This is a genomic window from Bacillus sp. 5mfcol3.1 (genome assembly GCF_900114335.1).
Taxonomy (GTDB): Bacteria; Bacillota; Bacilli; order Bacillales; family Bacillaceae_G; genus Bacillus_A; species Bacillus_A thuringiensis_S.
Window position 1 is genome coordinate 1,465,878 of sequence record NZ_FOST01000002.1, and the last position, 15,412, is coordinate 1,481,289.

The window sequence follows — 15,412 nt, forward strand, 5'->3', positions numbered from 1 at the left end:
TATAATTACGTTTACAGATTCAAACTATTTCTAATTATTCCATAATAAGGTGGTTATATCAAGTAGTTATCTTCTATGGCGTGTATTAGTTGTTCACTAATATAAAAAGAACATTTGAACGTTAATACTAGAAAAATAAAAGTAATATGTAATATAATTGAAAAAGTATATTTAAAAATCGATGTTAATATTACCCTCCTATAAGTATTAACATACGTAATTGAGGTGTTTTCTTTGTTGTTTTATGACCGGATTTCTATAATGGCCCCTCCTGTTCCGTAGCTAAGGAAAGTCTTTTTATTTCTGGGATTTTCAAAGTTATAGGAGGGTATGAAAAATGAAAAAAGTCTCAGTACCATCACTTTTGTTAATGATTGTTCTTGTCGCATTTCCGCAAATTAGTGAAACGATTTACACACCGTCTTTACCAGACATTTCAAAGGCGTTACATGTAAGTAATAATGAGGTGCAGTTAACGCTTAGTGTGTATTTTGCTGGATTTGCTTTAGGTGTATTTTTTATTGGATGGCTATCAGATATAATTGGCCGTCGCCCAGCAATGTTATTTGGAATTGTAATATATGGCGCTGGGAGTTTCTTATGCTATATTGCAAATTCCATTGAAGTTTTATTGGTAAGTCGTTTTATTCAAGCGTTTGGAGCAAGTGCAGGATCCGTGGTTACACAAACGATTCTTCGGGAAAATGTAGAAGGGCATAAGCGGCATGTTATGTTTGCTCAAATCTCGGCAGTCATTGCTTTTACACCAGCGATAGGACCGTTAATTGGTGGCTTTCTTGATCAAATGTTTGGATTTAAAATAGTATTTTTAAGTTTAGTAGTTATGAGTATCGGTATTTTTCTGTATACGTTTGTTTCTCTTCCTGAAACAAAAACGGGCTCAGTAACGAATAAAATAAATGTATTTTCAGTCTTGAAGAGGTTAATTACAAATCCGAAAGTGGTAACATATGGGCTGTTAATTGGAGGAGCAAATGGTGTTTTATTTAGCTATTATGCAGAAGCGCCGTTTATCTTTATTGAATATTTTCAATTATCGCCTAGTATGTATGGATTTCTAGGAATTGTTGTTGCATCTGCTTCTATTGTTGGAGCGAAAATTTCAAAACGTTTACTTGCTACTTATAAACCAGAGAAAATTATATATATCGGTTGTCTCGTAATGACAGGAGGAGCTATCCTTTTATCTGTTATTACGTTTGTGGGATCAAATCCGAATGTAATATATATGGTTGTATTTTTAATAGCGATGTTTATATTGCTATTAGGAATTGGAGTAGCATTACCTAATTGTTTAAGTTTAGCGTTAGTAGATTTTCAAGATGTCATTGGTACAGCTGGAGCGTTGTTTAGCTTAGGATACTATGTAATTGTAACGATGACAATTTGGGGAATGAGTCAATTGCATACGGGCTCGTTACTGGTGATGCCACTTTATTTTCTAGTTATTGTAGTTATAATGGCAGTGTTTACTAGGATATTTATCTTTGGTAAGCAAACTTCGAAATCGATTTAAATATGAAATTGTAAAAGAGTCTCATTTTTTAATGAGACTCTTTTATATTTTGGCTGGGGTAAAGAAGTTAGTAGTTTATTAATATATTAAATTTCTCATTGGTATATAAATCGAATGTGTGGGAAATTACGTTATCAACTATAAAGGTTGAAGTATTTGACATATGAAACCGAGAAAGAAATGCTCTCCTCTGTTATTTATATTGTAATAATATACATGCCGGAATCATATTGAATAGATGTATTTTATTGTTAATTTAGTTAAAAATTAATCAGACTTATGTATAATAATTTATTGAAAAAATAATTGAATTTTTCAGATTAATGAATTAATATAAGGTAAGTAATTTTAAGATTTATAGAATATTGGAAGATGAAAGGTTTTGAGAATTTTATTAGGAGCGCAAAACGATTTTAGGATAGCTTTAAAGCTAGTGTAAAATGACGTTTGCTTCATCATTTTCAGAGCCGAAAGGAATTAGGCGAAAGCATCTTGTTTTAAAATGCGGCTATGAATCATCTAAGAGGGGGAAGTGAAGTGGCAAACAAAGAATTGAAAAGGGGTTTAGAAGCACGTCATATTCAAATGATTGCTTTAGGCGGAACGATTGGTGTTGGTTTGTTTATGGGGTCAGCCAGCACAATTAAATGGACAGGTCCGTCAGTAATGCTTGCTTATGCAATTGCAGGTATTTTCATCTTCTTCATCATGCGTGCCATGGGAGAAATGTTGTATATGGAGCCAAGTACAGGCTCATTTGCGACGTTCGGTCATAAGTATATTCATCCGCTAGCTGGTTATATGACAGCTTGGAGTAATTGGTTCCAGTGGGTTATCGTTGGGATGTCAGAAATTATCGCGGTTGGAGCGTATATGCAATATTGGTTCCCGGACTTACCAGCTTGGATACCAGGTATAATCGCAATGGTCATTCTTGGCGCAGCTAACTTAATTTCTGTTAAGTCATTTGGTGAATTTGAATTTTGGTTTGCGATGATTAAAATCGTTACGATTCTATTAATGATTATTGCGGGATTTGGTCTTATTTTCTTTGGAATTGGTAACGGTGGAGAAGCGATTGGCATATCTAATCTTTGGTCAAATGGCGGTTTCTTTACAGGTGGTTTTTCAGGATTCTTCTTTGCATTATCACTTGTAGTTGGAGCGTATCAAGGTGTGGAATTAATCGGAATTACTGCTGGTGAAGCGAAGGATCCGAAGAAGACACTTACAAGAGCGATTCAAAGTACAATTTGGCGTATTTTAATTTTCTACATCGGTGCTATTTTCGTTATTGTAACTGTGTATCCGTGGGATCAATTAAGCACAATTGGTAGCCCGTTCGTAGCAACTTTTGCGAAAGTTGGTATTACGGCTGCTGCGGGATTAATTAACTTTGTTGTTATCACAGCAGCAATGTCTGGTTGTAATAGTGGTATTTATAGTGCTGGTCGTATGCTGTATACGTTAGGTGTAAATGGACAAGCACCGAAATATTTCACGAAACTTTCTGGAAATGGTGTACCTTTATTCGGTACAGTTGGCGTAATTATCGGTCTGGCGGTTGGTGTTGTTTTAAGTTACATCGCACCGAAAAATTTATTCGTATATGTATATAGCGCGAGTGTACTCCCTGGTATGGTACCATGGTTTGTCATTTTAATTAGTCAAATTAATTTTAGAAAAGAAAAGGGAGCAGAGATGAAAGATCATCCGTTCAAAATGCCATTTGCTCCTGTAACAAACTATTTAACGATTGCCTTTTTAATTATGGTATTAATCGGAATGTGGTTTAACGATGATACTCGTATTTCATTAGTTGTAGGTATTATTTTCTTAGCTATCGTTACAATTAGTTTCTATGCTTTTGGAATAGGAAAGCGAGCTCCGTTAGACGTTCAAAATAATAAAGAGATTTCAAGTAAATAAAGAAAAGGCTGTTCATCTGGAACAGCCTTTTCATATTGTTGCTATTTGTCGATAAATCGATATAATTTGATTTGTGATAGATATATTTGAAAAATCGTTGATATATTGTACGTTATGATAGATATATTCGAAAAATCGTTAATATAATTTCACATACTATCTGTCACTATCATGATTAAAATTTCTCTAATACGATTTTCCCAATGGTGTGCCCGCTTTCAAGTAGTGCATGTGCTTTCTTTAAGTTTTCAGCGTTAATCGGTGTTAATGTTTCATTTAAAGTAAGAATTCTTTACTTCTATATTATAGATGGTGAAATACTGCTATGTAAAAAAATACTCTCTTTTTTATGCAAGCTGTACTGATAGTCTAGAAGGAGTTTATTTCTAAAAAGAAGAATTTTTTAATGTATTACTTTATCCAAAACTAAATGTAAAGGTGGATACATAATGACAGTAAAGAAACTTTATTTCATCCCAGCAGGTCGTTGCATGTTGGATCATTCGTCTGTTAACAGTACGTTAACACCGGGGAAACTATTAAACTTGCCGGTTTGGTGTTATCTTTTGGAGACGGAAGAAGGTCCTATTTTAGTAGACACAGGTATGCCAGAAAGTGCAGTTAATAATGAAGGGCTTTTTAACGGTACATTTGTTGAAGGACAGATTTTACCGAAAATGACTGAAGAAGATAGAATCGTGAATATATTAAAGCGTGTAGGGTATGATCCAGAAGACCTTCTATATATTATTAGTTCTCACTTACATTTTGATCATGCAGGAGGAAACGGTGCTTTTACAAATACACCGATTATTGTGCAGCGAACGGAATATGAGGCAGCACTTCATAGAGAAGAATATATGAAAGAATGTATATTACCGCATTTGAACTACAAAATTATTGAAGGGGATTATGAAGTGGTACCAGGTGTTCAATTATTGTATACGCCAGGTCATTCTCCAGGCCATCAGTCGTTATTCATTGAGACGGAGCAATCCGGTTCAGTTTTATTAACAATTGATGCATCGTACACCAAAGAGAATTTTGAAGATGAAGTGCCGTTCGCAGGATTTGATCCAGAATTAGCTTTATCTTCAATCAAACGTTTAAAAGAAGTTGTGACAAAAGAGAAACCGATTGTTTTCTTTGGTCATGATATAGAGCAGGAAAAGGGTTGTAGAGTGTTCCCTGAGTATATATAGTGCAAAAAGTCATGAGTTCGCGTGCTCATGACTTTTTCGTTTAAATAATTTTTTTAAATAAATTATAAACTTTTTTTGAACTATCTTCGTTTAACTGATAGTACGTAAGGTTTACATCATCAGGAGTATCTTGCTGAGCAATCATCACTTCGCTGCTGTGATGATCAACTACCCATATGAAATATTTTTTATAAGTTCCATCCTCGAAAGTAATCCACATATCACAATCTATTAAGTCTGATCCTTCTTCATCTAATGTTAATTTACCTTTTTTTGCGGTATTCATACTGTTAATAAACGTTTTTAATTCATCTGTTTTTGTGAGAAAGATATCCTGTTTTGTTTTAATTGATTCTACATGTATATCTTTTATTTCCTGTTTTCCTAAAAAAACAGGGGGCTCATTTGGATCTCGCGAGCTTGAAATAATAGTAGCTTTCTTTTTCGGTTTATTTGCAGTATAGAGATCTTGAATAGATTTTCCCGAGTTTATAAACCATGCAATTCCAGAAATAATTAATACGCTACCTAGCAATAAAATAATTTTTTTAATAGGATTTTCTCCTCTCTATTACTTCGTGTGAAGAGCTTTTCTATTAATATATGATAGGTAAGCGTAAAGTATTATAGTTGAACTTGGTTATGCTTCACAGTTTTTATCGGGCGATCTATGAGTAAATTGTAAGTGAGCCCAATTAATACGAAAATGCCACCGATAACTTTACCAATTGAGAGTTCATTTGTCAGGAAGAAATCAATAATAGTCCCCGCAAATAATTGTCCGATAAAGATGAGTAATGTTAAATAAAAGGCTGATATTTTAGGAGTAATATAGTTGGATAATGAAATAACGATAACGCCTACTAATCCACCTAAGTATACGGCGATAGGAATAGATTGCAACTTATGAATAGGGATATACAATGAATCTGAACTGAAAATTAAAAATAACATAGAGAAAAATAATCCAGTAATATAATTGAAAAACGTGCCTTCCCAGTTTCCAATTTCCTTTGCTAAATTCGCGTTAATAATTCTAGCAACAACGATAGAAACACCAGCTAAAATAGCGATCGTAATATATAACATTTTCTTGCCCCCATTAATAAATTGTCATGATTATAATTCCAGAAGAGATGAAACATAATCCAATTAGTTTTTTCTTTTCAAACTTTGCAACTTTCATTCCTAATAAGCCGAAATGATCAATAATAATGGAAGCAATGGATTGGCCGAGTAAACTTAATGCGATCGTAATAGAGGCACCAAGGACGGAGAAACTTATATTGTTAAAAAGAACAGTGAATACTCCAATCGCTCCAGCGCTATATAAAAAAAGCGGAATGCTTTTATCGAAATGAATTTTATGTTTGTTTAAGATTAAAATGAAAATAACTGCAATTAAACCGACAAGGTGAATGACAACGCTTGCTGTGTACTTGCCAATTAACTCAGATAAAATCCCATTCAATGGAAGCATAACGGCGATGAGCACACCAATAAAGACAGAAAGAAAGTTATACAATGTAATATCCCCTTTGTATTTCATATTTGTAATGACTGTATCATGCTGAAATTGTGTATTGTTATGACATATGTCATAGTGGAAGAAGAAAATTTTGATTACAATGGGGATGAGTTGTAAAGGTGGGGAACTATGAAGAAAGTATGTAATTCTATTAAATTAGCAGAGTATATGAAGAAAAATAATATTGATTCATTTTTTAGTCATGATATGAAGCCATATATGGAACTTATATTTTTTAAAAAGAATGAGTTTATTTGTAGAGAAAATGAAGAGATAGATTATTTATATTTCTTTGTTGAAGGAAAAGCGAAAGCGTTTAACACATTAAGTAACGGGAAATCCGTATTACTGTGTTTTTATGATAGTTTGCAGTTACTTGGAGATGTGGAGTTAATTCATTCCCAAAGGATTACTTCAAATGTACAAGTAATGGCAGATTCATATTGTGTTGGTTTACCATTAGGAAAAGTGAGAAATCAGCTATTTCATGATGCGAAATTTTTAAGATGTATTTGTGGATCGTTAGCACATAAGTTAAATCGACTTTCAAAAAATAGTACAATTAATTTATTGTATCCGCTTGAAAATAGACTTGCGAGTTACATGTTAGCAGCAGGGGAACGAGCAGTTCAGCATGAAAATAGAATTGTATTTAGTGGGAATTTAACGGAAATAGCGGAATTGTTAGGAACGAGCTATCGGCATTTGTTGCGAACATTAAATATTTTTTGTGATAAAGAGATAATAAAGAAGAACGATGGATGCTATGAAGTAGTAAACGTGGATGTTTTGAGAGAATTGGCAGCAGATGTTTATAAATAGGAGGAGAGTATAAATGATAACACCTATATTTAGAATTTTTGATATTGAAAAAGCAAAACTATTTTACTTAGGTTTTTTAGGATTTAAACTGGATTGGGAACATCGGTATGAGGAAAATATGCCATTATATTTGCAAATTTCGTTACAGGATGCTGTGATACATTTATCAGAACATCATGGTGATGCCTCACCAGGTGGTGCGATTCGGATTAAAATAGATGATGTAAAGGATTATCATTCTGTATTATTAAGTAAAGAATATGCTTATTCGAAGCCGAATATAGAAAAAACACCTTGGGGTACAATTGAATTAACTGTAATTGATCCGTTTTCAAATAGAATTACACTATACGAGGAAAAATTGTAGAAATGGAATGAAGAGTAGTTCATAGAGCAGTGAACTGCTCTTTTTTATTTTGAGTAGATATTGAATTATATAAAAATAAAATGTTATGATTATGGAAACGTATGAATATATGAACAAGTATTCATACGTTTAAGAGAAGGAGGGATTAGAATGATAGACCTAATTATTATTGGAGCGGGTCAAGCTGGATTAACAATGGGATATTACTTGAAGCAAGAAGGGTATAATTTTTTATTACTTGAGGCAGGAAAACAAGTTGGTGATTCATGGAGAAATCGATATGATTCTTTGCAGCTTTTTACCCCAAGGTCTTACAGTAGCTTGCCGGGTATGGCGTTAATAGGTGAAAAAAATGAATTTCCATATAAAGATGAAATTGCAACTTATTTAGAAGAATATGCAAGACATTTTCAATTACCGGTACAATTACAAACGGAAGTTCTAAAAATAAAGAAAGAAAAAGAAATATTTGAATTACATACTCCTACAGAAGTTTTACAAACGAAAAAAGTTATTATCGCATCAGGTGCTTTTCAGCAACCGTTTATTCCCTCAGTTTCAGCAAATCTATCATCACATATTTTTCAAATACATTCATCACAATATAAATCACCATCACAAATTCCTAAGGGAAAAGTACTAGTAGTAGGTGGTGGGAATTCAGGAATGCAAATTGCAGTAGAACTGGCAAAGACTCATGAAGTTACGGTGTCTATTAGTCATCCTTTAACGTTTTTACCGTTACAACTTTTTGGAAAAAGTATTTTTAATCTGCTAGAAAAAGTGGGTTTATTGTACGCTGAAATAAATACAAAGAGGGGAAGATGGTTCCAGAAGAGAAAGGACCCTATTTTCGGTTTTGAAGGTAAGAAACTTATTCGTAATGGAGCAATCAAACTGCAAGAAAAAGTAGTAAGTGCATCAGGAAATAACATTATGTTTCAGAATGGTGATACTTATAGTGCAGAAAGCATTATATGGTCAACTGGTTTTGTTCAAAATTATAATTGGATTGAAATTGAACAGGCAGTGAATGAGAAAGGATTTCCTAATCATATAAAGGGAATCAGTCCAGTAAAAGGATTGTATTATATTGGTTTACCATGGCAATCTCAAAGGGGTTCCGCACTTATTTGTGGTGTAGGAAAGGATGCAGAGTATGTACTTTCTGAAATCAAAAAAATAGATCAGTAGCAATAACTACTGATCATCCATATGTACATGAATTAGGAGAGGTCAAACATTTATTAACTTTATTATAATAGATTTTTATAGAATTAAAAACTGAAAATTCAAATTTAATGTTGAGAAAGTTTTTTGTATCGAAATATATGAAAAAATAGGGATTTTTATTAAAACAGAAAAAGATATTTCTATTTTAGTAAATTATGATATAGTCTAAATAAGCGTGTTTTTCCATAAATGTAATTATTTTCATTGTAATTTTGTTTATATGAGGGAAGGAGAAGTAATTATGAAGTTTGATGATCAACGCTTACTAGGAGTCCGATTAGGTTCTGTACTTGTGACAGAGGAAAATCAATATTTAGTAATTAAGAAAAAAGATCATTATGCACTGTTAAATATACATAATTTAGAATGTACTCATGTTGAAGTGCAGTTAGAACATTTGGAAGAAATGTTGCGGGAAGATTTCCAAGAAAGTATAACGGAGATTATCGCACCAGAACATATAAAAATTGTTGCGAAAAATGTTATATAGATAAAGAAGCTGGAAGGAACAGCTTCTTTATTTTCATTATAAGGATAACGTTTTTACAACCTCACCAATGATCCCTTCCATTTGATGAACACCTAAATCGGAATTAGTCATAATAACAGCACCATTCCCGCAGTATGGATAACAAACCATCATACATTGAAATCCAACGCCCCATCCGAGTGAATAAATCTGTAATTCTTCATTAGAATCATCTAGAAAAACACCTAATCCAGTCCATTTTGAGCAACCTTGAGGAGAAATCATGTCTATTACTAATTTTTGAGAAAGTTTTAGTTTGCCCTTTCCTTGTAAGGAATGAATGATTTCAATAACTAAAGCTGATAAGTCAGTTGGTGTTGTCCAAATACCTGAAGCAGCTGCGAATGGATAAAATGGATACTTCTCATTTGTTACAGTTCTATCTTTATTATGTCCGCAAGCAAAAACATCGGTTTTATCTATGTCTTTTGGAGAAAAAAGTGTACTATTTTTCATTTGTAATGGCTGGAAGATGTGTTCTTCTAATAACTGACTAAATAATCTTCCTGTAATATCTTCTAGTAGTAGTTCGATTATACAAAAGTTTGCGTCTGAGTAGTGAAATTCACTTTCTGGTTTATAAGTTACCTCTATAGGTACGGGGCAATATAGTGTTTTACCGGAAAGGAGCTCAGACATATTAGGTAAGCCTTTTGCAGGTGTATAATGTTCAAAACTATTAGGTGGATCAATGAGTCCAGATTGATGGCTTAATAAGTTTCTCAAAGTGATGCTTTTTTGTGAAGTAAATAGATTAGTAGGAATGTTCCAAGATGTGAGTTTATCATTTACGTCTTCGTCTAAATGCAAGATTTCTTGATCTGATAACATTAGTACGAGCATTGTAGTGATGAATTTGCTGATAGAACAAGAATTAAAGAGAGAATTTGTAGTAACAGCTCTAGTTGTTCCAGCTTCAAGTGTTCCAAAGGCAGTCGCTTCATCTAGTTTGCCATTACATATAACAGCGAGGCTTAAACCTGCAACGGAATATTGGTTCATTTTCTCGTATATATTGCTACTTTTTAAGTTCATGGTGACTCCTTTCTTTAAAGACAGAATAGTATTTTTATTATACAGTAGTAAAAAAAGAAAACACTTCGTCATTCACCAATGAAGTGTTTTCTTTTTTAGTTAGTTTGAAGTGAACTTTTGAAAAAATTTGTCTCGGTACATGTACATAACCCATGAGATTGTTATTAAAGAAATGATGATTTGTTTGTTTTTAATTGGTGCATTGAAAACAAGCCAACCAACTATATCAAATAACAAATGTAGCACGATTGAAAGAACTACAAATTGAAGTAACGTATTTAAAAATCTTTTCATAAAGTGTCCCCCTAAAATAATAGGTTTTATTAACAGTTTGATATAGTGATATTATACATTAAATGTGTATTGTGGTAAAATTTACATAAATTAGTGGAATAAAGCAAATGAAAGTTAGTAAGGGGGAACATTCATGGAATTCTGGATGGTTATACTGATAGTAGCTGTTGGTTTCATTTATATCGCTGAAAAATTAACTACAATTGAAAAGAAAAATGATGCGCGTTTAAAGAGAATTGAAGATAGATTACAATTAATTACGAAAGAAATGGGAATTATAGAAAGAGAACCTGAAATTAATAAAGAACTACGCCAGCTTGTAGAAGAAGGCAAAAAAATTACAGCAGTTAAGAGAGTAAGAGAAGCTTTTGGTTTTTCCTTACTAGAAGCGAAGCAATATGTTGATAAATTATAAAAAAGATCATCCATTTGGGTGATCTTTTTTACTGCACCATGCGTGTATTTACATAAGCCGCGATTATAAAGTGTCCAATTAGAGTGATAGGAATAACGATTGTGACATTAGGCGTAGTGAAGACACTACCGATTGTCGCAATGACACCAGCAATTAAATTATAAAGACCTACTATTTTTGATAGTTTCACTTTATCAGGCACGCGGCGTTCGTTGAATCCTGATAAGAGCCAAGTGTACTGCTTTACTCCGATGAAATAAGCTAGTGCAAATGAAATGATTGCTACTATAAATAATGTTGGTGAAGCGAAGAGAGTCATTGCAAACACCTCCGTTAATGGACTATAAATAAATTATAGTCCGAATGTTATAATTTAACAAAATATAATTTAGGTTTTAAGTGTAATAGAAAAATGGAGTATTGGTAATGAGGGGAGATTAAGTATGAATATTGTGGAGTTTCAGAGGTATGTATCAAATTTCAGTAAAGAAAAAGGATTTCAAGATACAACAATTGAAGAGCGTACGATATATACGATGGCGGAATTAGGTGAATTAGCGGAAGTCATATTAAAGCGTGATACAATACAAGATGCGAAAAGAGAAATCGGTTTAGAAATGTTTGATGTAATTTGGAATGTATGTGATTTAGCAAATAAATTAAATATTGATTTAGAGAAGGCGTTTAAAGAAAAAATGAAAATTAATAAAAAGCGTGAATGGTAAGTAGAATTTTAATTTGTAAAGATGGGTGATATGAATGAAAAAGAAGCTTTTTATAGGAGGAATCTTTACTTTAATAAGTGTAATAAGTGTTGTCGTTTACTTAGTTTTTCAAGGCATATTCATTCCGAATCAAATAAGTGCTGATAAGTATGAAATAAAAGGTGTAGATGTCGCATCGTATCAAGGGGATATAGATTGGAGAGAGTTGGAAAAGCAAAATATGAAGTTTGCGTTTATAAAGGCGACTGAAGGAAGTTCGTTTGTGGATGAGTACTTTTCGAAAAATTGGAGGAATGCGAATAAGACAGATATGCGCATCGGAGCGTATCATTTTTTTAGTTTCGATAGTAAGGGTGAAACACAAGCAGAGCAATTTATACGAACTGTTCCAAAATATAAACAAGCACTGCCACCCGTGATTGATGTTGAGTTTTACGCTAACAAAAAAGATAATCCGCCTAAGCGTGAAGATGTTACGAAAGAGTTGGCGGTCATGATTGAAATGCTAGAAAAACATTACGATAAGAAAGTAATATTGTATGCAACGCAAGAGGCGTATGATTTATATATAAAGGATGCGAATCCAAAATGTGATATATGGATTCGTAGTGTTCTTACAAAACCGAGTTTATCTGATGAGAGAAAATGGACGTTTTGGCAATACACGAACCGCGGGAGATTAAGCGGTTATAATGGAAAAGAAAAGTATATTGATTTGAATGTATTTTATGGGAATGAGGAAGAGTTTGAGAATTATGGAATGGAAGATTAAGTTTTAAAGCGTACAACATTTTGTACGCTTTTTTATCATTTATGTAAAAAAATGTAAAAAAACGATGGAACAAAGATTTGAGATGAATTGTCTAATATAGGTAATAACTATTTAGTTTGAAAGGAAGGATGGAGAAAATGAAAAAGAATACATTATTAAAATTAGGGGTATGTGTTAGTTTACTAGGAATAACTCAATTTGTTAGTACAATTTCTTCTGTGAAAGCAGAACAAAAGCTAGAGCAAATAGTAATCAAAAATGAGACGGGAACCATTTCAATATCTCAGTTAAACAAGAATGTATGGGTTCATACGGAGTTAGGTTATTTTAATGGAGAAGCAGTTCCTTCGAACGGTCTAGTTCTTAATACTTCTAAAGGGCTAGTACTTGTTGATTCTTCTTGGGATAACAAATTAACGAAGGAACTAATAGAAATGGTAGAAAAGAAATTTCAGAAGCGCGTAACGGATGTCATTATTACACATGCGCACGCTGATCGAATTGGCGGAATAACAGCGTTGAAAGAAAGAGGCATTAAAGCGCATAGTACAGCATTAACCGCAGAACTAGCAAAGAACAGTGGATATGAAGAGCCGCTTGGAGATTTACAAACAATTACGAGTTTAAAGTTTGGCAATACAAAAGTAGAAACGTTCTATCCAGGGAAAGGACATACAGAAGATAATATTGTTGTTTGGTTGCCACAATATCAAATTTTAGCTGGAGGCTGTTTAGTAAAATCTGCGGAAGCTAAAGATTTAGGAAATGTTGCGGATGCGTATGTAAATGAATGGTCTACATCGATTGAGAATGTGCTGAAGCGATATGGAAATATAAATTCGGTAGTACCTGGTCATGGAGAAGTAGGAGACAAGGGATTACTTTTACATACATTGGATTTATTAAAATAAGAAATTGTAGAAATACAAAAGAAAGGAGAAATAATTTTCTCCTCTCTTTCTTCTAACTATATTTAAATGCTGAATCTGTCGATTACGTCAGCATATATTACTGAGATTTTAATTCCAAGTATACAAATACTAGTACTGTCATAATTGCAATAACAACGTAAGTAGCATCAAGCATTATAAGTGTTTTTAAAGTTTCAGTCATCGTAATTCACCCCTGTTATAAAAATATAACATGATCTTTTTATTGATTAGATTAGAGATCATAAAGATAAAATGTATATGAAATTTCTTAAGTAGCTTCTATATAAATATATCATATAAATAATGTAAGTAATGTTAAGATAGTGTAAATGTATTGTAAATAAAGAGGTTTACAATGAAGGCTGTAATAAAAAAATGATAGTTCCTTAAAATAAAAAATACGCTATTCTTTCTATTGAATGATAGAAAGAATAGCGTATTTGTATGTCTATTTTCATATGAGATGAATTGCAATTATTTGTATAAGGGATTCAAAAAAATTTTTTCGTTGTATATATTTCTCCAAATTAATTATTTAGCTATTTAAAAGTATCGAAAGATGTGTGCACACTAATGTATATTTTTTGGATGTCAATAAAAGTATTATGTCAACAATATGAACTGTCACAAATCTTTATATATTATTGTGATTGATATCACATCACTTTTTTTCAATGGGTATTATGCTTAAGATGTAATGAATGATTGGGAGAGGGTGGGATGATATGTTTTGTTATCAATGTGAACAAACGCCAACAGGCGGATGTAAAGTAATGGGTGTTTGTGGCAAGAATGAAACGATTGCGAGTTTACAAGATACGATTGTGTTTGGGCTAAAAGGAATTGCAGCTTATCGCACACATGCTGCTCAGCTAGGGTATACGGATGCATTTGTAGATGCTACAACACAAGAAGCTTTATATATGACATTAACAAATTCTAACTTTAACGAACAAGAGCATATTGATATGGCTATGAAAGTCGGGAAATCAGCTTTACGGGTGATGGAGTTATTGGATGAGGCACATACGAATCATTTTGGTGTGCCAGAGCCTGTACAAATTACACAAAATCGTGTAGAAGGTAAAGCAATTGTAGTTACGGGCCATAATTTATTTGCACTAGAAGAACTATTAAAGCAAACAGAAGGAAAAGACATTAATATTTATACACATTCTGAAATGCTACCAGCACACGGATATCCGCAGCTGAAAAAATATAAACATTTAAAAGGAAACATCGGCAAGGCATGGTATGATCAAAGACGCCTTTTTGAAAAATTTACTGGTGCCATATTAGCGACAACGAACTGTGTTATGCCAATTAAAGGATCATACTCTGATCGATTCTTTTCATATGATATTGCAGGTTTAGAAGGTGTACAAAAAATTGAAAATGATGATTTTATACCATTGATTCAAAAAGCACTAGAACTTCCAGAAGTACATATGGAGTCGGATGAACAGTTAGTGACAGGGTTTCATCATAATACAGTATTATCATTAGCTCCAGAAATTATTGATGCAGTAAAAGAGGGGAAAATAAAGCGTTTCTTTGTTATCGCCGGTTGTGATGCACCGGGAAAAGGCGGAGAATATTATCGTGAATTAGCAACGTCACTTCCGCCAGAAACGGTTATTTTAACAACTTCTTGCGGGAAATTCCGCTTTAATGATGTGGATTACGGTGTTGTACCTGGTACAGAAATTCCGCGTTACATTGATTTAGGACAGTGCAATAATTCAATTTCTACAGTGAAAATAGCGGCTGCTTTAGCTGATGCTTTTCAATGTGAAGTGAATGAATTGCCAGTAAGTATTGTACTATCATGGTTTGAACAAAAAGCAGTTGCCATTTTACTAGGGCTATTTAGTCTTGGGATTCAATATATTCGCATCGGTCCAAAGGCTCCTGAATTTATTTCACCTGGCGTGCTTGATGTATTACAAGAAACATTTGGTTTAAAACTAATTACAAATGCAGCAGAAGATATGACTATGATGTTATCGTAATAAAAAATGATCTGTCTTATTAATAAGAAGAGCTAGCCATATTCATTAACTTTGGTATAGTATAGCGCCCCAAAATAAAA

18 protein-coding genes and 1 pseudogene are annotated in these 15,412 nt (G+C 33.0%); 12 read left to right on the forward strand and 7 right to left on the reverse strand.

Features of this window, described 5'->3' with window-relative positions; translation table 11 throughout:
- The first annotated feature begins 337 nt into the window (after positions 1 to 337).
- Positions 338 to 1,537 carry a multidrug effflux MFS transporter gene (locus tag BM089_RS16940; RefSeq protein WP_090977498.1) on the forward strand — a complete coding sequence of 400 codons (1,200 nt, stop codon included), beginning with the start codon at positions 338 to 340 and terminating at the stop codon, positions 1,535 to 1,537.
- A 537-nt stretch (positions 1,538 to 2,074) separates the two neighbouring features.
- Positions 2,075 to 3,466: an amino acid permease gene (locus tag BM089_RS16945; RefSeq protein WP_001284404.1), complete on the forward strand. Its 1,392-nt coding sequence runs from the start codon at positions 2,075 to 2,077 to the stop codon at positions 3,464 to 3,466.
- 175 nt (positions 3,467 to 3,641) lie between these two features.
- Here the strand turns inward: BM089_RS16945 and BM089_RS30660 are convergent.
- Positions 3,642 to 3,749, reverse strand: a pseudogene (locus tag BM089_RS30660) (zinc-binding alcohol dehydrogenase family protein); the annotation flags it as partial.
- A gap of 166 nt (positions 3,750 to 3,915) precedes the next feature.
- Here BM089_RS30660 and aiiA point away from each other — a divergent pair.
- Positions 3,916 to 4,668 carry a quorum-quenching N-acyl homoserine lactonase AiiA gene (gene aiiA / locus BM089_RS16950; RefSeq protein WP_090977500.1) on the forward strand — a complete coding sequence of 251 codons (753 nt, stop codon included), beginning with the start codon at positions 3,916 to 3,918 and terminating at the stop codon, positions 4,666 to 4,668.
- Between the two features lie 40 nt (positions 4,669 to 4,708).
- Here the strand turns inward: aiiA and BM089_RS16955 are convergent, their stop codons facing one another.
- From BM089_RS16955 to BM089_RS16965, 3 genes are all read right to left on the reverse strand, one after another.
- Positions 4,709 to 5,203 (reverse strand): hypothetical protein, encoded by a 495-nt coding sequence (locus BM089_RS16955; protein ID WP_000901701.1) that lies wholly within the window; start codon positions 5,201 to 5,203, stop codon positions 4,709 to 4,711.
- Between the two features lie 89 nt (positions 5,204 to 5,292).
- Complete coding sequence (locus BM089_RS16960; RefSeq protein ID WP_000965811.1) at positions 5,293 to 5,757, reverse strand: DMT family transporter; 465 nt, start codon at positions 5,755 to 5,757, stop codon at positions 5,293 to 5,295.
- A 13-nt stretch (positions 5,758 to 5,770) separates the two neighbouring features.
- Positions 5,771 to 6,217, reverse strand: coding sequence for a DMT family transporter (locus BM089_RS16965; RefSeq protein ID WP_009326661.1), 447 nt, complete (start codon positions 6,215 to 6,217; stop codon positions 5,771 to 5,773).
- A gap of 108 nt (positions 6,218 to 6,325) precedes the next feature.
- Between BM089_RS16965 and yeiL the strand changes: the two genes are divergently transcribed.
- From yeiL to BM089_RS16985, 4 genes are all read left to right on the forward strand, one after another.
- The gene (gene yeiL, locus BM089_RS16970; protein WP_000754830.1) at positions 6,326 to 7,018 is read left to right on the forward strand and encodes a transcriptional regulator YeiL; all 693 of its coding nucleotides are present in this window, start codon (positions 6,326 to 6,328) and stop codon (positions 7,016 to 7,018) included.
- 13 nt (positions 7,019 to 7,031) lie between these two features.
- Positions 7,032 to 7,385 (forward strand): glyoxalase superfamily protein, encoded by a 354-nt coding sequence (locus tag BM089_RS16975; protein ID WP_000632403.1) that lies wholly within the window; start codon positions 7,032 to 7,034, stop codon positions 7,383 to 7,385.
- Between the two features lie 150 nt (positions 7,386 to 7,535).
- Entirely contained in the window at positions 7,536 to 8,579 is a 1,044-nt protein-coding gene (locus BM089_RS16980) for a flavin-containing monooxygenase (protein WP_090977502.1), read from the forward strand.
- A 280-nt stretch (positions 8,580 to 8,859) separates the two neighbouring features.
- Positions 8,860 to 9,108: a hypothetical protein gene (locus BM089_RS16985; RefSeq protein ID WP_000666948.1), complete on the forward strand. Its 249-nt coding sequence runs from the start codon at positions 8,860 to 8,862 to the stop codon at positions 9,106 to 9,108.
- A 36-nt stretch (positions 9,109 to 9,144) separates the two neighbouring features.
- On the opposite strand, the gene BM089_RS16990 is transcribed toward BM089_RS16985, so the two are convergent.
- A complete protein-coding gene (locus BM089_RS16990; RefSeq protein ID WP_075718543.1) occupies positions 9,145 to 10,182 on the reverse strand; it encodes a serine hydrolase domain-containing protein in 1,038 nt (345 codons plus the stop codon).
- A 99-nt stretch (positions 10,183 to 10,281) separates the two neighbouring features.
- The gene (locus tag BM089_RS16995; RefSeq protein ID WP_000819660.1) at positions 10,282 to 10,476 is read right to left on the reverse strand and encodes a hypothetical protein; all 195 of its coding nucleotides are present in this window, start codon (positions 10,474 to 10,476) and stop codon (positions 10,282 to 10,284) included.
- 133 nt (positions 10,477 to 10,609) lie between these two features.
- Here BM089_RS16995 and BM089_RS17000 point away from each other — a divergent pair, with 133 nt between their 5' ends.
- Complete coding sequence (locus BM089_RS17000; RefSeq protein WP_000397724.1) at positions 10,610 to 10,891, forward strand: hypothetical protein; 282 nt, start codon at positions 10,610 to 10,612, stop codon at positions 10,889 to 10,891.
- Positions 10,892 to 10,919: 28 nt separating this feature from the next.
- Here the strand turns inward: BM089_RS17000 and BM089_RS17005 are convergent, their stop codons facing one another.
- Positions 10,920 to 11,210: a DUF3784 domain-containing protein gene (locus tag BM089_RS17005; protein ID WP_000171773.1), complete on the reverse strand. Its 291-nt coding sequence runs from the start codon at positions 11,208 to 11,210 to the stop codon at positions 10,920 to 10,922.
- A 124-nt stretch (positions 11,211 to 11,334) separates the two neighbouring features.
- On the opposite strand from BM089_RS17005, the gene BM089_RS17010 reads away from it, so the two are divergent.
- From BM089_RS17010 to hcp, 4 genes are all read left to right on the forward strand, one after another.
- A complete protein-coding gene (locus tag BM089_RS17010) occupies positions 11,335 to 11,616 on the forward strand; it encodes a MazG nucleotide pyrophosphohydrolase domain-containing protein (RefSeq protein ID WP_001028132.1) in 282 nt (93 codons plus the stop codon).
- 34 nt (positions 11,617 to 11,650) lie between these two features.
- A complete protein-coding gene (locus tag BM089_RS17015; protein ID WP_065229139.1) occupies positions 11,651 to 12,388 on the forward strand; it encodes a glycoside hydrolase family 25 protein in 738 nt (245 codons plus the stop codon).
- Positions 12,389 to 12,525: 137 nt separating this feature from the next.
- Entirely contained in the window at positions 12,526 to 13,299 is a 774-nt protein-coding gene (gene bla2 / locus BM089_RS17020) for a BcII family subclass B1 metallo-beta-lactamase (protein ID WP_000742461.1), read from the forward strand.
- Positions 13,300 to 14,045: 746 nt separating this feature from the next.
- The gene (hcp, locus tag BM089_RS17030; RefSeq protein WP_090977653.1) at positions 14,046 to 15,332 is read left to right on the forward strand and encodes a hydroxylamine reductase; all 1,287 of its coding nucleotides are present in this window, start codon (positions 14,046 to 14,048) and stop codon (positions 15,330 to 15,332) included.
- Positions 15,333 to 15,412: the final 80 nt, after the last annotated feature.